The following is a 21,019-nucleotide window of genomic DNA, read 5'->3' on the forward strand; positions in this document are numbered from 1 at the left end:
CGCCCCACGGAGGCCCGTACGGGCCGCCTGACCTGGCACTTCACAAAGCGACCATAACTCGCTAACCGGTCAGTACGCCAAAGATCACGCCTCATGGCAGCGCCCCCGCCAGCGCCACGATCAGCGGTCCGAGCAGCGGCAGGAGCACCGCGGAAAAGGCATAGACGATGGTGTACGCCATCAGGGGTGTGGAGTTGCCCGCGGCCTTGCGCACCGCGTCGACCGCGGGCGTGCTGCACTGCTGGCCCGCGATGGCCCCGGCGACCAGCGGCGCGGGCAGCTTCATCAACCGGCCGCCCACCCACAGGCTCAGCAGCGCCGGGATCACGGTGACCAGCACCGCGATCAGCGGCAACAGCACGCCGTACCGCTTGAGCAGGGTGATCGCGGCCGGGCCCGCGCTGAGCCCGACCGCGCAGACGAACGTGGCCAGCCCGAACTGCTGGATCACCTGGGCGGCGGCGGGATGGTACTGCCCGTAGGTGGGGTGCCGGGCCCGCAGCCAGCCGAAGAACAGGCCGCTGAACAGGCAGCCCCCGCCGATGCCCAGCGACAGCGGCACCCCGCCCATCGGCACCGACAGCTGCCCGACCAGCATGCCGACCACGACGCCCAGCGCGATGAAGCTCAGATCCGCCTTGACCGCCGGGTCGATGCGCACGCCCAGCAGCGGCGTGTACACGTCCAGGTCGTGCGCCGCGCCGGTGAGCCGCACCGTGTCACCGGTGGTGATGCCGGTGTGCGGCTTGATCGGCAGGTCGTGCTCCATCCGGGACAGGCCGGTGACGAACACGCCGCGCGGCGGGACCTGCTGGTGCAGCCGTTCCAGCGTCCAGCCGCGAAAGCGCGGATCGGTGATCACGACCTCCGCCACGTCCAGGCTCAGCGGGTCGGCTCCGCTGCCGATCGTCTCCGGCCCGATCAGCTGCTCCGCCTGCAGCAGCGCCTCCCGCCTGCCGACCAGCACGATCCGGTCCACGGTCTGCAACACCATGCCGGGCTCGACCGGCGTGATCTCGCCACCGCGGCGCAGCCGCTCCACCGCCGCGTCCGGGCCCAGCGCCTCCGCCAGCTGCGTGAGAGTGCGCCCGTGCGCCGCCGTGACCTCGTACACCCGCCCCACGACGCCGGGCACCGCCCGGGTCGTGCTGTCCGAGCGCTCGGGCTCGCCGCCCAGCGCGCGCCACAGCGCGCGGGCCTGCTCGCGCAGGTCGACCCGCATCAGCATGGGCACGAACTGGCTGGTGAACAGGATGAGCGTGACCAGGCTGAAGATGTACGCGATCGAGTACGCGGTGGCCAGGTTGGACTGCAGCTCATGGATCCGCGCGGGGCCGACGGGCAGCGCGCCGATCGCCTCCCCGGCCGTGCCGAGCACCGACGACGACGTCGTCCCGCCGGCCAGCAGCCCGGCCGCGGTGCCCTGGTCCAGCCGCAGCGCCACGGTCGCGACGCAGACCAGCGCGACCAGCGTGACCACCTGGATCACGGTGAAGACCGCATACCGCAGCGCCTTGCGGTTGAGGCTCGCGAAGAACGACGGCCCGGCCAGGTAACCCAGCGTGAAGATGAACAGGGCGAACGCGACGTTGCGCAGTTCCGGGCTCAGGGTGACGTCCAGCATGCCGACGGCGAGCGCGACCAGCAGCGTGCCGGCCACCCCGCCGAGCGTGATCTTCCAGAAGTGCACCCGGCCGAGCGTGAAACCAGCCGCCAGGCAGCTGAACAGGGCCAGCCCGGGGATGCTGCGCAGCAGGTCGCCCAGCCAGTCGAGCACCCCGCACCCCCGCCCCATGAGTTCACCTCATATTAGGACAAAGGTGATGAGCGCTTATGGCATCTCCACCGTCTCGGCCCGCATGATCTCCGCGAAGGCGGCCGACAGGTAGGGATCCAGCCGCCGGCCCGAGACCGTGAGCAGGTATGCCAGCAGCACCGGCGCGTGCCAGGCCAGCAGCCGCGGATCGGGCCGGGGTGCCCCGTCCTCCTGCTGGTGCACGCCCAGTGCCCCGGTCAGCACCACGACCAGGGTGTCGACGTCCAGCTCGACGGTCCACGCCAGGGTTTCGCGTACGCACTGCTCCAGCACGTCCTGGATGTCCTCGCTGGCCAGCCCGTCCGGGTGCAGGTCCTCCAGCAGGGACCGGACGACGCTGCCGAGCACCAGCCCGACGTGCTCCGAGTCGGCCGCCGCCAGCCGGTCCGCCGCCTCGCGCAGCCCCTCGGCGTCGCGCGCCCGCGCCGCGTCCACCGCGTCGACCGCCGCCTCGGCGATCGCTCGCGCCACTCCCGGCAACCGTCGCAGCTCCTGACTCAGCACCCCCGGATACTCCCACGCCCCACCGACCACCTGGGCCACCCACCCTGGCCGCCGGTCGCCGCCACCCAATTGAATCGACGCCGGCCTATTACATCGAGTTCGATCTCCGAATACTCGATGTAATAGGCCGGCGTCCATGGGGAGATGGTGTGCCAGGCGGGAGGGCGAGGCGGCGTGGGGCCGCCTCGGGGTGTCAGCTGGGTTGGGTGGAGCGGAGGGAGATGGCCTTGAGGAAGATCTCGCCGATCTTGGCGGGGTCCTTGGCGGAGAAGACGCCGCCGCCGGTCAACTTGGTGATCTTGTTGAGCGGGTCGGTGCTGACGTCGCCGATGGTCAGGATCACGACCTGGATCGGCCGCGCCGGGTCGGCGATCTCCTTCAGCTTGTTCAGCAGCGCGTCGTGCGAGATGCCGTTGGCGTCGTCGTTGTCGCCGTCGGTCATCAGCACCACGGAGTTGACGCGGCCGGGATCCCAGTCCTTCTGCACGGTCTGGTAGGCGGCCAGGATCGTGTCGTAGAGGCCGGTGTCACCGGTCGGCTTGGGCTGGATGGCGGCCAGGGTCGACAGCATCTTCGTCCGGTTCGACGACAGCGGCCCGATCGGCATCAGCTGCTTGTAGTCCTTGCTGCCGTCCAGTTCGGTGGAGAAGGTCCACAGGCCGACCGCCCACGAGTCGTCGAACAGTCCCAGCCCGCGCCGTGCCGCCTCCAGGGTCACCTGGGCGCGGGTCGCGCCGCCCGCGGTGGCGACCTGCTGCAGCATCGAGCCGGACACGTCGATCACGGCCAGCATGCGTGCCGGCAGCGTCACGGCCACCCAGGTGGACAGGATCCGCTCGACGGCGGCCGTGGTGGTGGCCGCGGTGGGCGAGGCGGCGGGCGCCGGAGCGCCCATCACCTCCGGCGCGCCGCGCGGGGTCGTCGCGCCCGCGCCGAAGCCGCCGTCCGGCCCGCGCAGGCCGATCTTGGCGAGCCGGTCGCGGAACGAGGGCGTCTGCAGCGCCTCCAGCAGGCGGGCCGCGGTGGCATGGCGCTCCGGCTCGATGCCGGGCATGACGGCGTACGGGTAGTCCAGCGCGATCGGGGCGGGCTCCAGGTAGAGCCCGGCCAGCGGCACCGGCGGCTTCGCCGCGTTGTACGCGATGACGGCCTGCTCGGACAGCGGGGCCGCGCTCAGCCCGGAGGCGATCGCGGCGGGATCGCCGGCCCGCGGGAAACGCGCCAGCACGTCCTGGCGCAGCGCGGAGCGGCCCGCGGCCAGGGAGCGCAGCGCGCCGGTGGTGGCGGCCTGGGCGTTGGGCGAGGTGCCCGCCGCCTGCGCCATGGCCAGCAGGCCGGACAGGCCGGCGGAGTCGCGGGTCGGCTCGACGATGCCGACGTGCAGCTTGGTGCCGGCGGTCATCTGCTGGAGCAGCGCGGGCCACGTCAGCTTCGCCGCCGGCCAGCCGAGGCCGGTCGCGATCGGCTCCGGCATGGCCACCACGATCGGGCTGCGCGCGATCGAGGGCGACTCCTGGACCGCGGTGTTGGGCGCGGCGGCGCTCACCCGGGCCAGCCAGGTCGCGGAGTCCGGGATCCACACGTCGGGCACCTCGGTGCTGCCGCTGGGCTGGCCGACACCGGTCAGCGAGAGCCCGCGCAGCGCGGCGACCGCTGCCGCGACGTCGGCGGGGTCGGCCGCCTTGACCTGCACGGCGATGCAGGCACCGTCGACCTCGGCCTTCTGCGCGGTGAGCGCGGCGGCGGTCTCCTGCAGCGCAGGCGCCAACTCCGCGGGCGCGGCCACGGTCAACGGCGCCTCCCCGGAGCAGCCCGGCTCGGCGAGCTGGCGGTAGACGAGAAAGGCACCCGAGACGACCAGCGCGACCGCGAAGACCGCGGCAATGGCGCTGGTGGCGGGGTGGAAGCGGCGTACGTTGCGATGGCGGCCCGGCACAAGAAGCTATGTTTCGTCAACATGAAGGCGTCTCGCCACATACGTTCGGACGAATGTTACCGGAGAGAAACATGTCACACCGGCCTTCTGTACTGCCTGATCACCGCTAACCCGGCGGAAAGATCACCCGTTACTCCTTCTGGCGGACAGGAATTCATCCCGTCCCGTCCCATTCCCCGGGACCCCCAGGAGGTGCGCCGATGTGGGCGTCACGACAGCGAGCTTCGACCGCGCGGCGCGAGGACGATCCCGTGCCCGGGTCGGGCGGGGTCGCCGTCGAGGAGCTCCCGTACGCCGCGGACGCGCCGCACCGCGCCCGGCACGGGGCTGACCTCGGCCCGGAAGAGGAGACGGCACTCGCCGAGTCCTACGACCGGCAGGTGCGCATCGGTCGGCGGCGGGCGTACGCCGAGCCGGACGACATCGAACCCGGCCTCGCCGAGCAGTGGGACGACCGGGCCGCCGAGTCCTGGGACGAGCCGTCGGACGGCGGGTCCTGGCCGCCCGCCGAACCCGACGCGCAACGGTGGGACGGGCGGTCGCGGGACGAGGCAGGGCGGCCGGCGGGCGTCGAGCTGACCCGGGCGCGGCTGCTCAGCTTCACGCCGTACCAGCCCAAGCGGGACCGGTTGTGCACCGACACCGCGTCGCTGCTGCGGCCGCTGGTCCGGGCCGGGATCATCGACACCTGGGCCACCGATCACAGCTACCCGTCCCACCGGGCGTGGAAGCTGCTGCCCTCCCGGCTGGCGATGCCCCGGCAGCTGCCGCTGGACGGGTACGTCGAACCCGACGGCGGCATCACCCTGCTCCCGCTGCCCGAGGCCTACGACGAGCCGCCGCTGTGCATGCTCGACTGGGTCATCGACTGGACGTCCGCGGGCCGCCTCGACAGCGGCTGGTGGACCACCGCCGTCCACGTCACCGCCTCCGCCGGCCTCCCGCCTACCGGCACCGTCCGCCCCTGACGCCACGCCCGCCCGGTCAGGCGGCGATCCAGGCGGGCTTTGGCTGGCGGGCGTCGAGCCAGGTGGCGGGAGACCCCGTCGAGGCCGGCGCGAGGATCCCGTCGACCGGCGGACCCGTCAGGACACCGCGCGGCGGGCTTCGTCCTGGATGTCGCGGCGGATCCGGTCGACGGCGCGGGACACGCCGAACAGCAGCAGCAACGCCACGGCCGACGCGCCGGCCAGGCCGGGCAGGGTCAGCGGGAGGTCGCTGCCGTAACCGGTGGAGCTCGCGGCCTCCACGATCAGCGGGCCGAGGGCCTGCCCGGCGAGCAGCACCGTGGCGAGGCCGAGCACCGCCGAACCGGCGACGTCGACCGGCGTGCCCTGCGTGGTGCGCAGCACCCGGGCCAGCCCGGCGGCCAGCGCGAACCCGGTGCCGGTCGCGACGAGCACCGCGGACGCGTAACCCCAGGACGGGCCCATCCGGTAGGCGGCGGTGCTGACCGCGATCCCCACCCCGGCGAGGCAGACGCCCAGCGCGTCCGCGGGCAGCCAGCGGTCGGCGTAGGCCGCCGCGGCGACGCCGAGAGCCGCCGCGCCGGCGGCGGCCAGCAGCATCACGTACGGCGCCGACGGCAGGTACAGCCCTCGGACCAGCCCCATGTGCAGCGGCGCGGCGAGCGCGAGGCAGAGCAGCGTCCAGCGGGCCAGGTCCGCGCGGCCGCGGCGGTAGGCGTACCCGGTCAGCACGAGGCCGACCGCCACCGCGACGGCGAGCATGCCGTAGCGGGCGAGGTCCTGTACGAAATCGATGCGTCGCTCGGAGGCGAGACCGTCGCGGCTGAGCCGCAGCGCGTCGACGGTGGCGGCGAGCGCGGCGTCGCCCCCGTACAGCACGGCGGCGGCGACGGCGGTCGCGACCGCGGGCCCCCACACCCGCGCGGTCGGCGCGGTGGCGGGAACGGGGCGGGTCGTCGCGGTGACGGCCGCGGCCACCACCAGCGCGAGTGCGATGCCGGGCAGGTAGACGTCCGGGCCCAGCGCCTCGGGATCGTAGTTCCGCGGGGCGAGCAGCAGGAGGACCGGCGAGGCCACCCCGAGTCCGGCGGCGAACCCGCCCGCGGTGGCGAGCCGCCCGGCGAGCTGCTGCTGTCCGGCCGCGACCAGCAACCCGCCGCACATGACGCCGAGCCCCGCGGCGACGAGCGCCGTCGAGACGATGCCCTGGTCCGGCACGCCCGCGTTCGCGAACTGCAGGCCCGCCAGGGTCAGCAGCACCCCGGCCGCGCTGACCGCCCAGCCGCTGAGCCGGGCGAGCGCGGCGGCCGACCCGGCGGCGAGCACGGTCAGCACCGCGGCCAGCGCGATCACGCCCGGCTCGAACGCGCCTACGGCCAGCTCACCGTTCGGATAGCCGGCGAACAGCCGCCGCGGGACCGCGACCAGGCCCCAGCGGGCCAGCAGGATCCCGGCGGCGCAGGCGGCCAGCCCGGCCACGACGACGGTCAACATAGACGTACGACGATCTGATTCCCCGTTCATGACGCGTGATCGTGCCACAGCGCGCCGCGCCGTGCCGCCCCGTCCTGACGCGCCGGCCCCTGCCCGGACGGCAGAATCGAGGCGTGGGCCTCGCGGTGACGGAGCCGGACCGGCTCGGGCAGGTGCGACTGGCCGACGGCCGCCGGCTGGGCTGGGCCGAGTGGGGTCCGCCGGGCGGTGCGCCGGTGCTGTTCTGCCCGGGTGCGGGCACGAGCCGCCGGCTCGGGTTCGGGGCCGAGGCTGTCGACGCGTTCGGCGTACGCCTGATCTCGCTGGACCGGCCCGGCCTGGGCGCCTCCGATCCCGCGCCGGGGCGCACGCTGACCGGCTGGGCCGCCGACGTCGCCGAGTTCGCCGGCCTGGCGCGGCTGCGGCGGCCCGCAGCGGTGGGTTTCTCGCAGGGGGCGCCGTTCGCGCTGGCCTGCGCCGCGGCCGGGGCGGTGAACGCGGTCGCGGTGGTGTCCGGCACCGACGAGCTGGCCCGGCCGCAGGTGACCGCGGCGCTGCCGGAACAGGTGCGCTGGCTGGTGGGCGCGGCCGCCGACGACCCCGACGAGGCCGAGGCACACTTCGCCCAGTTCGACGCGGAGCGGCTGCGGCACATGGTGACCGCCATGTGCGGACCGTCCGATCGCGAGGTGTACGAGGGGGAGCCGTTCGCGGCGCAGTTCCGCCGCGCCCTGGCGGAGGGCTTCGCGCATGGCTCGGCCGGATACGCCCGGGACACCCTGCTGTCGATGACGCCGTGGCCGTTCGACCCGGCCGCGATCCGGGTCCCGGTCGAGCTCTGGTACGGGGCGCTGGACACCAGCCTGGTCCACTCGCCCGACTTCGGGGAGGCGCTGGCCGCCCGGATCCCGCACGCGCGCCGCCACCTGCTCGCCCAGTCCGGCGGGGCGCTGCTGTGGACGCAGGGCGAGCGCATCCTCGTCTCCCTGCTGCGCCTTGCCGGCGTGCTGGCGTCACCGGACTTCTGACCGGCGTCCCCGGGATCCGGGCCGCCACCGGGCGGGATCGGGCGGGCCGGGTTCCGTGCCACCGGCGTGAGGGGTGATGCTGGTCGGGTGGACATGACCCTGAACGACGTCAGCCGCCCCGGTCGCCTGGCCGAGCCGGACGAGGGCATCAGCGCCGAGGAGCTGGCGCTGGCCGCCCGCAACCACGGCATGCCGCTGGAGGCGCTGCGCTACGACGTGACCCCGGCCGGGCTGCACTACCTGCTGATCCACTACGACATTCCGTACGCCGAGGAGGCGTCCTGGCAGATCGCCGTCGGCGGGCTGGTCGACCGGCCGGCGGCGCTGGACCTGGCGGCGCTGCGGGCGATGCCGGCGCGCACGGTGCGGGTGACCATGGAGTGCGCGGGCAACGGCCGGGCCCGGCTGTTGCCCCGCCCGGTCAGCCAGCCGTGGCTGGTGGAGGCGGTCGGCACCGCGGAGTGGACCGGCGTACCGCTGCGCGACGTGCTGGCGGCGGCCGGCGTGGACCCGTCCGCGGTCGAGGTGGTGTTCACCGGCGCGGATCACGGGGTCGAGCGCGGGATCGAGCAGGACTACCAGCGCAGCCTGCCGGTGGCGGAGGCGCTCGGCGAGGACGTGCTGCTGGCGTACGAGATGAACGGCTCGCCCCTGCTGCCGCAGCACGGATTCCCGGTGCGCCTGGTGGTGCCCGGCTGGTACGGCATGGCCCACGTGAAGTGGCTGCGCGAGATCACGCTGGTCGACCGGCCGTTCGAGGGCTTCCAGCAGGCCGTGGCATACCGGGTGCGCCGCGACGCCGCCGACCCGGGCGTGCCGGTGACCCGGATCGCGCCGCGGGCGCTGCTGGCCCCGCCCGGTTTTCCCGACTTCATGTCCCGCGCCCGGGTGGTGCGCCCGGGACCGGTGTCCGTGCAGGGGCGGGCCTGGTCCGGCCGGGCCCCGGTGACCTCGGTGGAGGTCAGCGTGGACGGCGGCGAGACCTGGTCGGCGGCCGAGCTGGAGCCGGACAACGGGCACCGGTGGGCGTGGCGGCGCTTCACGTACGCCTGGGACGCGGCGCCGGGCCGGCATCTGCTGACCGCCCGCGCCGTCGACGCGCTGGGCGGGGTGCAGCCGGTCGAGCAGGCTTGGAACCGCGGCGGCTTCGCCAACAACGCGGTGCAGCAGGTCCCGGTGGCCTGCCTGGACTAGTCCCCACGGCTGCTGGACCAGCCGCCGCAGGTCACACGTGGTCGACGGTTAAGAAGGGCACCTTCTACAACGCATGGCGATGTGAAGGTGCCCTTCCTTCACGGGTGGCGGGGCCACCAGGTGCGGGGGCCTACGTGGTGGACGAGGGCGGGGACCAGGAGGGTGCGCACGATGAAGGTGTCCAGGAGGACGCCGATGCCGACGAGGATGCCGACCTGCATCATGAAGACGACCGGCATCAGGGAGAGCACCGAGAACGTCGCGGCCAGCACCACGCCGGCGCTGGTGATGACGCTGCCGGTGACGGACAGGGCGCGGGTGACGCCCTCGGCGTGGCCGTGCACGGCGACCTCCTCGCGGGCCCGGGTCATCAGGAAGATGGTGTAGTCGACCCCCAGCGCGACCAGGAACAGGAAGCCGTGCAGCAGCACGGAGCGGTCGATCGCGGGGAAGCCGATCGCGTGGTAGATCAGTGCGGCCGCGCCCAGCGCCGCGCCGAAGGACAGCAGCACGCTGCCCAGCAGCAGCAGCGGTGCGACCAGCGAGCGCAGCAGCACGATCAGCACGCCCAGCACCACCGCCAGGATCAGCGGGATGAGCAGGCGCAGGTCGGCGTCCATGGTGGTGTTCTCGTCGAGTTCCTGCGCGGTCGCGCCGCCGACCAGGGCCGACGGGTCGACGGCGTGCGCGGCGTCGCGCAGCCGCAGCACCGTCTGCTCCGCGCGGTCACTTGACGGCGCGTCGGCGAGCACGATGCGCAGCCGGGTCCAGCCGCCCGCCAGCGACGGCTCCGCCTCGCCGACCTCGGCGACGCCGGGCAGGCCGCGCAGCGTGCCGGTGACCCGGTCCGCGGTGGTGGTGTTGAGGTACACCTCGGTGGGGTCGCCGGAGCCGGCGGGGAAGTGCGTCGCGAGGACCTCGAAGCCGCGTACCGAGTCGGGTTTGGTCACGAACGACTCCGACTGGCGCAGGCCGGTGTCGAGCGTGGTCGCGCCGAGGCTCAGCGCGGCCAGCCCGAGCGCGGTGACGATCCAGATCGGACGGGCATGCCGGGACACGTACCCGGCGGTGCGCGCCCACAGGCCCGGTCCGCGGGCCGGTTCGGCGGCGCCGCGCACCGCGGGGACCAACGGCCAGAACACCCGCCGCCCGCACATCACCAGCAGGGCGGGCAGCAGCGTGGTCATCGCCAGCAGCGCCGAGACGATGCCGAGCGCGGCGACCGGACCCAGCCCGCGGGTGGAGTTCAGGCCCGCGGCCAGCAGGGTGAGCAGCGCGAGGATCACCGTGACGGCGGACGCGATGATCGCGGGCAGGCTGTGCCGCAGCGCCAGGCGCATCGCCTGCCGGTGGTCGGCGTGGCGGGTCAGCTCCTCGCGGTAGCGGGAGATCAGCAGTAGCGCGTAGTCGGTGCCCGCGCCGAACACCAGCACAGTGAGGATGCCCGCGCTGGCCCCGTTGACGACCAGGCCGAGATACTTCGCGCCGACGTAGACCAGCGCGCTCGCGAGCTGGCTGGCGACGCCGACGGCGAACAGCGGCACCAGCAGCAGCACCGGGCTGCGGTAGGTGAGCAGGAGCAGCAGCGCGACCACGCCGACGGTGACCCCGAGCAGTGTGGTGTCCAGCGAGTCGAAGGCGGCGTCGAAGTCGGCCCCGGCCGCCGGTCCGCCGGTCATCCAGGCGCCCAGGCCCGCGGGCAGGCCCTCGGTCAGCACTGTGCGGGCCTGGTCCAGCACCGGGCCGACGGCCTCATCGGCGGTCTGTGCCGGGCTGAGCGGCACGGTCACCAGCAGTGCCGCGCCGTCCTCGGACGGGATCGGCGGGGGCACCGGGCCCGCGGCCAGCGCCGCCAGCGCGGTGGCGTCGGCCGCGGCCGCGTCGCGGTCGGCGGTGGTCAGGCCGCCGTCGCGGACGTACACGAGCAGCAACTGCTCCGGTTCGGCGGCCGGGAACTCGCGCTCGGCCAGTTCGAGGGCTCGGGTCGACTCGGCCGAGGCGGGCAGCCAGGAGCTGAGGTCGTTGGTCTCCACGTCGCCGGTCTTGGCGAACATGGTGGCGGCGACGGCGATGAGCAGCCACGCGGTCAGCACGGACCACGCGGTGCGGCGGCCGGCGGGGGCGGTGGCGATCCGCTGCCAGGCGGAGGACATGGGTGGGCCTTCCTGTTCGGGTCACAGAACCCGGCCAGGCTCCCCGCCCGCCGCTGTCGCGCACATCCGCCCGAGCACGTATCCCGGCCTACGTCCCCGAGCGGCCCCGCCGCGCCCCACCCGCGCGTCCCGCCCCGCCACCGGACGCAAGATCGCCCGACTTGCCTGGCACCTGTGCGTATCTTGCGGCCGAATTCGACCATGTGCCAGGCAAGTCGGGCGATCAAGGGGCGTGCGCCGCGGGCTGCGGGCGGGTCAGGGGTGGGGGATGGGGAGGCCGGACTGGTAGGCGATGACGACGAGTTGGGCGCGGTCGCGGGCGTGGAGTTTGATGAGGGCCCGGCTGACGTGGGTGCGCACGGTGGCAGGGCTGACCACGAGGCCGGCCGCGATCTCGTCGTTGGACAGTCCGGTCGCGACCCAGCCCACGATCTCCCGCTCCCGCTCGGTGAGCAGGTGCAGCTCAGGGTGTACGCGTTTCGGCGGGGCCGCGCCCGGCGTCGCGCCGAACCGCTCGATGACCCGGCGGGTCACCGTGGGCGACAGCAGCGAGTCCCCGGCGGCCACCACCCGCACCGCGCGCAGCAGCTCGGCCGGCTCGGCGTCCTTGGTGAGGAAGCCGGACGCCCCGGCCCGCAGCGCTTCGAAGACGTACTCGTCCAGCTCGAACGTGGTCAGCATGATCACGCGGGTGGGGCCGTCGAGGCGGCGCAGCACCTCCAGCCCGTCCATCCGCGGCATGCGGATGTCGAGCAGCAGCACGTCCGGCCGGTGGGCGGCGACGAGGTCCAGTGCGCCGAGCCCGTCCTCGGCCTCGCCGACGAGTTCGAGGTCGGGTTCGCAGCTCAGCAGCGTGCGCATGGCCAGCCGCAGCAGCGCCTGGTCGTCGGCGAGCGCGACGCGGATCATGCGACCCCGCCCGGGACCGGGTCCAGCGCTTCGCGGGGGCCCAGCGTGGCGGGCAGCGGGTCCGGGTCGGGGGTGTCGCCGTAGGGGAGGTCGGCGTGCACGCGGAAGCCGCCCCCGGGCAGCGGGCCCGCGTCGAGGACGCCGTGCAGGGCGCGGGCGCGCTCGCGCATGCTGTCCAGCCCGGAGCCGCCGGGCTGCGGGGCGCCGCCGCGGCCGTCGTCGGCGACGGTCAGCGCCACCCCGTGCGGGCCGTACGCGACCTCCACTGTGGCCTGCCGGGCCGCGGCGTGGCGCAGCACGTTGGTGAGCGCCTCCTGCACGATGCGGTATCCGGCCAGGTCGACCGCGTGCCGGACGGGCCGGGTCGGGCCGTGCACGGTCAGCCGGACCGTGAGCCGCTCGGACGTGGTCGCGGCGACCAGCTCGGGAAGCAGGCCCAGCCCGGCCGCGGGGCGGTCGGGGGCGGGGCACGCGCCGGTGAACGCGGACAGGGTGACCCGCAGCTCGTCCAGGGCGGCGGTGCTGGTCTGGCGGATGGCCCGCAGCGACTCCTCGACCTGCGGGGCGGTGTCCGGGCGGCGGCTGAGCACGTGCAGCGCCGCGCCGGCGTTCATGCTGATCACGGCGAGGCTGTGCCCGACGACGTCATGCACCTCCTGGGCCATGCGCAGCCGCTCCTCGTACGCGTGCCGTCGCCGCTCCTCGATCGCCGACTGCTCCACCGCCAGCCGCCGCATGCGCACCGCGATGCCGGTGACCAGTGGGGTGGCCAGCCAGAAGGTGGTGGTGACCAGGTTGAACAGCAGCCCGTCGGGCTCCTTCTCGACCCAGCCGCTCAGCCAGAGGTAGAGCACAATGAGCACCGCCGTGACGGGCACGGACCAGCGGGTGTCCCGCCAGGCCGCCAGTGAGTACACGGCGATCATGACGTAGCTGAACACCGGTCCGTAGGGGTAGCCCACGCCGATGAACACGGCGACCACCGCGAACGTGGTCAGGCTGGCGAGCACCGCCCAGCGGCGGCGGACGACCAGGGCGAGGGCGCCGAGGGCCAGCAGCGCGAACGCCGCGGCGTCCAGCCGGATCCGGTCGGGCTGCTCGCTCTGCGTCGGCCACGAGCAGCCGATCACCAGCACGCCGGTGACCAGCGCGAACAGGGCGTCGTAGCGCTGGGGGCGGGCGGCCAGGCGATGGAGCAGGTGCACAGGGGCGAGGTTACGGAGTCCGCCCGCCCGGCCGCATCCGCGTGGCGGCGTACGTCGGGCTGCGTACGCCCTGATCACGTCCCGGCCTGGGTAAATGGGTCGTTTTGCTGCTGTTCGGCGGTGACGCACCCGACACTGTTCATGGATACGCCGATGGGAGGGATTGTCTGTGGGCACGTGTGAGGTCTGCAAGAACGACTACTGGCTGTCGTTCGAGGTGCACACCGCGGGTGGCGCGGTGCACGTCTTCGACTCGTTCGAGTGTGCGGTGCACATGCTGGCGCCGGTGTGCGAGCACTGCGCCTGCAAGATCATCGGGCATGGGGTCGAGGTGTCCGGCCACTTCTACTGCTGCGCGCACTGCGCCCGCTCGGCCGACGCGCGGGAGGGCTTCAAGATCCGGGACGCGGTGGGGGTGCATCCGGGCTGAGCCGGCTCGCGATCGGGGCTCCGTTCGGCCGAACCAACGTCACGAACGGAGCTTTTAACATGAAAAAGGAATGAGTCGGGCACGCAGTACCGCCGGGTGGCGGATGTTTCGGTCTGCCGGGTGCCGGATCGTGGATGTCACGGAAGCACCGGCGCCTCTCCGGCCGCGTCAGCGGGTCGAGTGGAAGCGGGCGGTGCCCCGCACCCGATCATGACGACGAGCCGGCAGCTGGGAGATGAGCATGTACGTCACCGCGGACCACGCGCTGTGCCTGATCGACCAGGCCGTGGCCACGGGCGGCGGGACCGCCCATGACGCCGGCTCGCTGCGCTCGGCGATCCGGGAGGCGTTCGCCAGCAACGCGCCCGTCGAGCACATCGCCACCCGTGCCCGCACTTCCATCCATGACGTGCTCACCGTCGTCAACGAGATGTACGCCGGACGCGCGGACCACTGACGTTCCTCGCACCCATCCCACCCCACCCCGGACACGGTGTGGCCCGGTGAAGCCGCCCACGGCGGCCCACCCCGGGACACCCCACGTTCGGCCGCATGGCGCCGCCTGGGACCTGCCTGAAGACTAGGCTTGTCCCATGGCGGCGCCTGTGTTCGTGGGCCGCGATCCCGAGGTCGAGCGCCTGCGCGCGCTGGCCCGGGCGGCGGCCGCCGGAACCGGTGCCGCGGTCCTCGTCGAGGGCGAACCCGGCATCGGCAAGACCAGCCTGCTCGACACGACCGCCGCGGAGTGCGAGCGGCTGGGTATGCGGGTGCGGCGCGGCGCGGCCGAGGACCTCGAACAGCAGTTGCCCTTCTCCGCCATCGGCGCGTGCCTCGGCCTGCTGGTCGTCACCGACGACCCGGCCCAGGCCCGGGTGGCGCGCCTGCTTCGTGGCGAGGATGCGCTGGCGTTGCGCGCGGCGGCGGCCAACCACCAGCTCGCGGTCACCGAGGCGATCCTCGATCTGATCGACACCTGGTGTGCGGCCGGTCCGTTGGCGGTGCTCGTCGACGACGTGCAGTGGGCCGACCCGGCCAGCCTGGTCGTGCTGCATCGGATGGGCCGCGGCATCGAGGAGTACCCGCTGCTGGTCGTCGTCGCCGCGCGGCCCGCCACCCGGGCCGAGGCCGCGGGGCTGCTGCGCAGCCTGCAGGCGCGCGGCGCGGACCTGGTCGAGCTGGCCGCGCTGCCGGACGCCGCGGTGACCGCGCTGGTCACCGACCGCCTGGGCGCGCCGCCCGGTCCCCGGCTGGCCCGCCTGGTCGCGGGCGCGGGCGGTCACCCGTTCTACCTGACCGAGCTGCTGGCCGCGCTGATGCGCGAGGGCTGGATCCGGGTGGACCGCGGCAGTGCCGAGCTGACCGCCGACGCCGCCGAAGCGGGTATGCCGCGCTCGCTGGTCGACATGATCCTGCGCCGGCTGGCCTTCCTGCCGCGCAAGGAGCGCGAGACGTTGCAGCAGGCCGCCGTGCTGGGCCGCGCCATCGACGTGGCAGAGCTGGCGGCGGTGCTGGAGATGCCGGTGATGACCCTGTCGGAGATCATGTTCGCGGCGCTGGACGCCGGCGTGATCGTCGACGCCGGGCCCTACCTGGAGTTCCGGCACGCGCTGATCCGCGAGGCGCTCAGCGATGGTGTCCCCGAGCAGATGCGCACCGCGCTGCACCTGCGCGCCGGGCAGGTGCTCACCTCGTCCGGGGCCTCCGTGGAGCGGGTCGCCGAGCACCTGGTCGCCGGGACCGCGCTGGACGCCGCGACGCTGGACTGGCTGGTGGCCTTCGCCGACGATCTGATCACCAAAGCGCCCGGCGCGGCGGTGCGGCTGCTGCGCCGGGCGCTGGCAGAGGTGTCCGAGGAGCGCGCCGGCGACATGCGCTTCCACCTGGTGCGGGCGCTGATCTGGGAGAGCAGCCTGCGCGAGGCCGAGCAGGAGGCCCGGGAGGCGATCAGCCGCGACCCCGACCCGCACCGGCGCAGCGCGCTCTACTGGCTGCTGATGGACGCGCTGTTCCGGCAGGGCCGGCAGGCCGAGGCGGTGCAGGTCGCGACGGTCGCGCTGGCAGCCGACGACCTGCCCGCGGCCGACGCCGGACGCCTCCACGGGTTCTGCGCCAAGTGCCGGTTCTTCCTGCGCCAGCACGAGGCCGCCGCGTCCGCCGCCGCCCTGGCGATCGAGCACGGGGAGCGGGCCGGTGACGGGTACGCGGTGGGGCTGGGCAGGCTGGTGCAGGCGGGGCTGCGGTTCATCGAGGGCGACGTCGGGCAGGGCCTGGCCCTGAGCGAGCAGGCCGTCGCCGACATCGGACAGGGCGTGCTGCCCGACATGCCCGCGGGCCAGAGCGTGCTGCGCGGCTACTGCCTGCTGCAACTGGACCGGCTGGACGAGGCGGAGCAGGTGCTGGCCGACGCGCTGGAGAGCAACCAGCGCTACGGCGGGCCGTACCTGGCGCTGATCCACGCGCTCCGGGCGCAGCTGCGCTTCCTCACCGGGGCCTGGGACGACGCGCTCGCCGAGATCGAGGCGGGGCTGGAGTATCCGGATCCGCTGGGCGACCGGCCCTGGCTGCGCGGCCTGGGCAGGCTCATCGCGATCCACCGTGGCGAGCCGGCGCCCGAGGCCACGATCGTGGCGCAGGGCCAGGGCGGCGCGGCCGAGGCGCAGTACGTCTACCTCGACACCTGGGCGCGGGTGCTGCTGGAGGAGCCCGCGCGGGCGGCGTACTGCCTCGACCTGTTCTTCCCGTGCTGGGAGCATGCCTCCGCGCTGGAGCACCTGCCGCACCGGGTGATGTACCACATCTGCCCCGATCTGGCCCGGCTGGCGGCCGCGGCGGGCGACCGGGACCGGGCCGCCGCGCTGGTCGCCAAGACGGCGGAGCTGGCCGCCGCGCAGCCCGCGGTGAGCCTGACCGCGACCGCGCTGCTGTGCCGCGGGCTCGCCGAGGGCGACGCGGACCTGCTGCTGGCGGCCGTGGAGTCCTACCGCGCCTGCGGCTGGCGGCTCTACGAGGCACAGGCCGCCGAGGACGCCGCGGTGGCGCTGGCCGCGCGGGGCGACCTGGACCCGGCGCGGACCGCGCTGGGCCGGGCGCTGGACCTCTACACCGCGATGGACGCCAGCCGGGACATCTTCCGCGCCGACGCCCGGTTGCGCCGGCTCGGGGTGCGCCGCGGCCGGCAGGGCCCGCGCAAGCGCCCCAAGCACGGCTGGGAGGCGCTCACGCAGACCGAGCACCGGGTCGCGGCCCTGGTCGCCGCGGGCATGTCCAATCCCGAGATCGCGGCGCAGCTGTTCCTGTCCCGGCGCACCGTCCAGTCACACGTGTCGAGCATCCTCGCCAAGCTGGGCGTCCACTCCCGTGTGGAGCTGGCGGTCAGCGCCCACCAGCGCGCGCGCTCGGCCTGATCGGCACCGATGATCGTCAGACTTGCCGGGCACCTGTGCGAATCATGGGCACGCATCCGCCCACCTGCCTGGCAAGTCGGATGATCGAGGGACCAGGTCAGGACCAGCGCACGCGTACGGGCAGCACCCGGGCGCCGGTCATCATGCGCGGGTCGTAGAGCCGCACGCCGTCGTCGACGGACAGGTCGCCGCAGCGCCGCAGCAGGACCTCCATGGCGATCCGGCCCTCCAGCCGGGCCAGCGGTGCGCCGATGCAGAAGTGGATGCCGTGGCCGAAGCTCAGGTGCGGGTTCGGCGTACGCGTGATGTCGAAGGTGTCCGGCTCGACGAACTGTGCGGCGTCCCGGTTGGCCGAGGCCACCCACAGCATCAGCACCTTGCCCGCGGGCACCCGGCGGTCGCCGACCGTGGCGTCGGCGGTGGTGAGCCGGGCCAGCCGTGGGAACGGCGAGCGGTGGCGCAGCACCTCCTCCAGCGCGGCCGGGATGCGTTGCGGGTCGGCGCGCAGCGCGGCGGCGGCGCCGGGGTTCGCGTCCAGGGACAGCACGGTGTTGGTGAGCAGCGTCGTGGTGGTGATGTGCCCGGCGATCAGCAGTACGCCGAGGAAGCCGACGATCTCCTCGTCGGTCAGGCGTTCGCCGTCGACCTCGGCTTCGATCAGGGCGTTGGTGAGGTCGTCGGCGGGGTTGGCGCGCCGGTGCCGGATGTGCGCCAGCAGGTAGTCGATCATGCCGCGCAGCCGGGCGCCGGCCTGCTGCATCGTCTTCTCGTCGGGGATCACGGTGTCCGGCACCTGCGCGTTGAGCAGCTCGTCGGCCCAGCGCCGGAAGGTGTCGCGGTCGCTGCCGGGCACCCCGATGAGTTCGGCGATCACGGTCACCGGCAGCGGATAGGCCAGTGCCTGCACCAGGTCGACGCTTTCGCGCCCGGCCACCTGGTCGAGCAGCTCGTTCGTGATCGCCTCGATGCGCGGGGCCAGCCCGGCGACGACCCGCGGGGTGAACGCCTTGCTCACGATGCGGCGCATCTTGGTGTGCCGGGGCGGGTCCATGCGCACGAAGTTGCCGCGGCTGAACAGCTCGATCTCCTCCTGCGGCGGGACCAGCCCGGTCAGGTCGGAGGAGAAGGTCGCCGGATCGGAGAGCACCTTCTCGATGTCGGCGTACCGGAAGACGTGGTAGGCCCCGTAGCGCTCGTCCCAGCTGACCGGGTCGCCCTCCCGCATCCGGGCGAACCAGCCCAGCACCTCGTCCAGCTGCGCGGGCACCGCGGCGAAGCCCGTGCTCTTGTCGACCGTCACCACAGCCATCACTCCCCGTCGATAACTTTGTCATCTTAGCGGGGGATCAAAGGCGTTTTGCCGGAATCGGCGAACCGTGCCGGTTGGTCATGTCTGATCATGGTTTCCGCCGTCGGCAGACCGGTGCGCGACTCGCCCTCTGCCGTCGCATTCATGACTCGGGGCGCTCGGCTCACCATTTGTCGCGATCGATGGATAGCTGCCTGCTGTCAGGGAGATTGCCCGCACCGGCCGTAGGCTCCAGAACGGAATGATCGTGAGTCGTAAATGGAAGATCCGATGGCAAACACTGTCCGTGTGGCTATTCCTCACCCCTTGTTATATCGGCGGAGTTCATCGTACGATCGGCCGTCTGATGCGGGGGGATCCGCTTACACGGCAACAACTTCTGGCAGGTGAAGGACTCAGCGAGGCTCGTCGGGGACGAGGGGGGCGCATGATTCCGTACAGCCGAAGAGGACGGTCGGTCGCTGCCGCGGCCCTGCTGGCCGCTGCCTCTTTTCCGGTGCTCGCCGGGTGCTCGGCCGAGGTGCCGGAGCCCCTGGCGCTGCCGACGACCGCCGCCGTGCGGCAGTCGCCCGGCCCGGCGCTCAGCGACGACCAGCAGCGCACGGTCGACGCCGCGTGGACGGCCTTCCAGCAGTTGAACGGCATCTACCTCGCGGCCGGCCAGACCGGCAAGTACGACTGGACCAAGGACCCCACCCGGCGCCCCCTTTACAAGTACGCGGGCGGCCGCTACATGGCCCAGCTGGAGCGCGACCTCGGCCTGCTGTCCGAGCAGGGGCTGGTGCGCATCGGAAAACCCACCGTCACGCTGCGCCGGGTCGTCTCGGTCAGCGCCACCTCGATCGTCGTGGAGGCCTGCGTGGACGACGCCGGCACGGACACCGTCAACAAGAAGACCCGCAAGTCCGTCGCGGCACCCGGGCAGAACAAGCGCTACCCGGTGACCCTGCGCGCCGGGCTCTACCCGGACAGCCTCTGGCGCTGGGTGGACTCGCACACCGACCGGGCGTCGTCGTGCTGACCCGGTCCCGCGGGCTGGCCGCGCTCGCCACGACCGTGCTCACGCTGGCGCTGACCCTGGTCGTGACGCAGAGCCCGGCATACGCCGACTACATCTACTGCCCGCCCAACAACGGTCCCTGCGTCCTCATCGTCACCGGTGGCGGCGGGGGAGGCGGTGGTGGCGGCGGCGGGGGAGGCGGCGGTGGCGACGGCATCGACTGCGAGCACGAGGACCTCGGCCCCATCCCCTGCCACGACCTGAGCATGGGCTGGTTCAACCACACCGACAGCTGCTACTACAGCCGCCTGGAGCTGACGGACGACGACCCGCTCTGGGGCGGCAACGACCCGGACGACGGCTTCATGTACGCGGTCTGGTGCTGGGGCGGCCTGTCGGCCGGCTGGCAGCAGGGGACCGACGAGTACCTGACCGACCCGCCGCCGGGCTACGGGGCGATGCCCTCGCCGATGGCGCTGGCCGTGCGGGCGATCAGGCTCATGCCCATCGCCGGGCCGGACATCCACATGGCTCCCCGCCCCAACGGCGCGGGCCTGGTCGGCCTGCCGGTCTGGATGTGGACCCCGGTGACCGGCAGCACCTGGGGCTCGGTCACCCGATCGGCGTCCGTGCCGGGGCTGACGGTCACGGCCACCGCCACGGCCGTGGTGATCCGCTGGAACATGGGCGACGGCACGACCCCGGTCCCCTGCTCGCGCCAGGTCGGGACGGCGCCCCACTACTTCGTCGGCACGCCGTACACGGCCGCGGCGGGCAACGCGCCGTCACCGGACTGCGGACACCGGTACACCGCGCCTTCCCGCGGCCAGGCGGACGGCACCTACGACATCGAGGGCGTCACGACCTGGCACGTGGTGTGGTCCGGCGGCGGCGAGTCCGGCGTGATCGACATCGAGCGGTCGTCCAGCACCGAGGTCCGGATCGACGAGATGCAGGTAGTGAACTCACCGGCCGTCAGCTGACCGGCCGGAGCGTCGAGAAACGAGGCAAGGCGGTATGAGCGTCAACACGAGTGCACCGGCGCGGGCGCTGCCCGCGGCGCCGATCCCGGTGCCCCGCACCGCTCCCCGACGGCGGTCGGTGGCACAGGGCGCGCTCGCCGTGCTCCTGATCATCGTCGGTGCGCTGACCGCGGCGTACGTCGCGCAGCGCATCGGCGGCACGCACGACTACCTGGCGATGGCCCGGCCGGTCGGCAAGGGCGCGCAGATCAGCCGCGACGACCTCGTCGTGGTCCGGGTCAACCAGGCAGTCGGCCTGCGCCCGATCCCCGCCGCGAACGCGGCGCAGGTGATCGGCAAGCGCGCCGTCATGGCGCTGGTCCCGGGCACGCTGCTGACCCTGGACCAGGTCACCGAGACGCCCGTGCCCGCGCCCGGCCACCAGCTGATCGGCATCGCGCTCGGCGAGGACAAGATGCCCTCGGCCTCCCGGCTGGCCGTCGGGGCGAAGGTGCTGCTCGTTGTCGTGCCCGTGCGCAGCAACACGGACGGCCCGGACCTGGTCCCGCCGCGCACCATCACCGCCACGATCGTCCAGCTGGCCGCCGGCAGCAGGTCCGGCCAGTGGGTGATCAACGTGGAGGTGGCCACGGTGGACGCGCCCACGGTGGCGGCGCTCGCCGCCGGCGACCGCATCGTGCTCGTCCTCGACGGATCGTGAGCGGCCG

The 21,019-nt window shown here is 73.5% G+C and carries 17 protein-coding genes; 9 read left to right on the forward strand and 8 right to left on the reverse strand.

Annotated elements, in window-relative coordinates; translation table 11 throughout:
* Window positions 1-91 precede the first annotated feature (91 nt).
* The 3 genes from aspT to HAV39_RS03950 form a co-directional block, all read right to left on the reverse strand.
* A complete protein-coding gene (gene aspT, locus HAV39_RS03940) occupies window positions 92-1,795 on the reverse strand; it encodes an aspartate-alanine antiporter (RefSeq protein WP_239120356.1) in 1,704 nt (567 codons plus the stop codon).
* Window positions 1,796-1,831: 36 nt separating this feature from the next.
* Complete coding sequence (locus HAV39_RS03945; RefSeq protein ID WP_239120355.1) at window positions 1,832-2,320, reverse strand: hypothetical protein; 489 nt, start codon at window positions 2,318-2,320, stop codon at window positions 1,832-1,834.
* A gap of 193 nt (window positions 2,321-2,513) precedes the next feature.
* A complete protein-coding gene (locus HAV39_RS03950) occupies window positions 2,514-4,256 on the reverse strand; it encodes a VWA domain-containing protein (RefSeq protein ID WP_191837776.1) in 1,743 nt (580 codons plus the stop codon).
* Between the two features lie 200 nt (window positions 4,257-4,456).
* Here HAV39_RS03950 and HAV39_RS03955 point away from each other — a divergent pair, with 200 nt between their 5' ends.
* Complete coding sequence (locus HAV39_RS03955) at window positions 4,457-5,224, forward strand: hypothetical protein (protein WP_191837777.1); 768 nt, start codon at window positions 4,457-4,459, stop codon at window positions 5,222-5,224.
* Window positions 5,225-5,341: 117 nt separating this feature from the next.
* Here the strand turns inward: HAV39_RS03955 and HAV39_RS03960 are convergent, their stop codons facing one another.
* A complete protein-coding gene (locus tag HAV39_RS03960) occupies window positions 5,342-6,718 on the reverse strand; it encodes a hypothetical protein (RefSeq protein WP_191837778.1) in 1,377 nt (458 codons plus the stop codon).
* Window positions 6,719-6,876: 158 nt separating this feature from the next.
* Between HAV39_RS03960 and HAV39_RS03965 the strand changes: the two genes are divergently transcribed.
* Window positions 6,877-7,725, forward strand: a complete 849-nt coding sequence (locus tag HAV39_RS03965; RefSeq protein ID WP_373311660.1) for an alpha/beta fold hydrolase — start codon at window positions 6,877-6,879, stop codon at window positions 7,723-7,725.
* A 93-nt stretch (window positions 7,726-7,818) separates the two neighbouring features.
* Window positions 7,819-8,919 (forward strand): sulfite oxidase, encoded by a 1,101-nt coding sequence (locus HAV39_RS03970; RefSeq protein ID WP_191837984.1) that lies wholly within the window; start codon window positions 7,819-7,821, stop codon window positions 8,917-8,919.
* Between the two features lie 98 nt (window positions 8,920-9,017).
* On the opposite strand, the gene HAV39_RS03975 is transcribed toward HAV39_RS03970, so the two are convergent.
* The 3 genes from HAV39_RS03975 to HAV39_RS03985 form a co-directional block, all read right to left on the reverse strand.
* Window positions 9,018-11,072, reverse strand: a complete 2,055-nt coding sequence (locus HAV39_RS03975; protein ID WP_191837780.1) for an MMPL family transporter — start codon at window positions 11,070-11,072, stop codon at window positions 9,018-9,020.
* Between the two features lie 255 nt (window positions 11,073-11,327).
* The gene (locus HAV39_RS03980; RefSeq protein ID WP_191837781.1) at window positions 11,328-11,981 is read right to left on the reverse strand and encodes a response regulator; all 654 of its coding nucleotides are present in this window, start codon (window positions 11,979-11,981) and stop codon (window positions 11,328-11,330) included.
* Window positions 11,978-13,186 carry a sensor histidine kinase gene (locus HAV39_RS03985; protein WP_191837782.1) on the reverse strand — a complete coding sequence of 403 codons (1,209 nt, stop codon included), beginning with the start codon at window positions 13,184-13,186 and terminating at the stop codon, window positions 11,978-11,980. Before HAV39_RS03985 ends, HAV39_RS03980 begins: the two co-directional genes overlap by 4 nt.
* A gap of 169 nt (window positions 13,187-13,355) precedes the next feature.
* Between HAV39_RS03985 and HAV39_RS03990 the strand changes: the two genes are divergently transcribed.
* The 3 genes from HAV39_RS03990 (at window position 13,356) to HAV39_RS04000 (ending at window position 17,020) form a co-directional block, all read left to right on the forward strand.
* A complete protein-coding gene (locus HAV39_RS03990) occupies window positions 13,356-13,616 on the forward strand; it encodes a Prokaryotic metallothionein (protein WP_120318848.1) in 261 nt (86 codons plus the stop codon).
* Window positions 13,617-13,857: 241 nt separating this feature from the next.
* Window positions 13,858-14,073, forward strand: coding sequence for a hypothetical protein (locus HAV39_RS03995; protein ID WP_147432935.1), 216 nt, complete (start codon window positions 13,858-13,860; stop codon window positions 14,071-14,073).
* Between the two features lie 136 nt (window positions 14,074-14,209).
* Window positions 14,210-17,020, forward strand: a complete 2,811-nt coding sequence (locus tag HAV39_RS04000; RefSeq protein WP_191837783.1) for an ATP-binding protein — start codon at window positions 14,210-14,212, stop codon at window positions 17,018-17,020.
* Between the two features lie 97 nt (window positions 17,021-17,117).
* Here HAV39_RS04000 and HAV39_RS04005 read toward each other — a convergent pair whose 3' ends face one another.
* Window positions 17,118-18,329 (reverse strand): cytochrome P450, encoded by a 1,212-nt coding sequence (locus tag HAV39_RS04005; RefSeq protein WP_191837784.1) that lies wholly within the window; start codon window positions 18,327-18,329, stop codon window positions 17,118-17,120.
* A 427-nt stretch (window positions 18,330-18,756) separates the two neighbouring features.
* Between HAV39_RS04005 and HAV39_RS04010 the strand changes: the two genes are divergently transcribed.
* From HAV39_RS04010 to HAV39_RS04020, 3 genes are read left to right on the forward strand one after another with little or no spacing between them, the layout of a single operon-like run.
* On the forward strand, window positions 18,757-19,350 hold the full coding sequence (locus HAV39_RS04010; protein WP_191837785.1) for a hypothetical protein: 594 nt from the start codon (window positions 18,757-18,759) through the stop codon (window positions 19,348-19,350).
* Entirely contained in the window at window positions 19,344-20,312 is a 969-nt protein-coding gene (locus HAV39_RS04015) for a hypothetical protein (protein ID WP_191837786.1), read from the forward strand. Before HAV39_RS04010 ends, HAV39_RS04015 begins: the two co-directional genes overlap by 7 nt.
* Window positions 20,313-20,346: 34 nt before the next feature.
* Window positions 20,347-21,012 carry an SAF domain-containing protein gene (locus HAV39_RS04020; RefSeq protein WP_120318854.1) on the forward strand — a complete coding sequence of 222 codons (666 nt, stop codon included), beginning with the start codon at window positions 20,347-20,349 and terminating at the stop codon, window positions 21,010-21,012.
* Window positions 21,013-21,019: the final 7 nt, after the last annotated feature.

The sequence above is a fragment of the Catellatospora chokoriensis genome (assembly GCF_011297315.1).
In the GTDB taxonomy this organism is placed as follows: domain Bacteria; phylum Actinomycetota; class Actinomycetes; order Mycobacteriales; family Micromonosporaceae; genus Catellatospora; species Catellatospora citrea.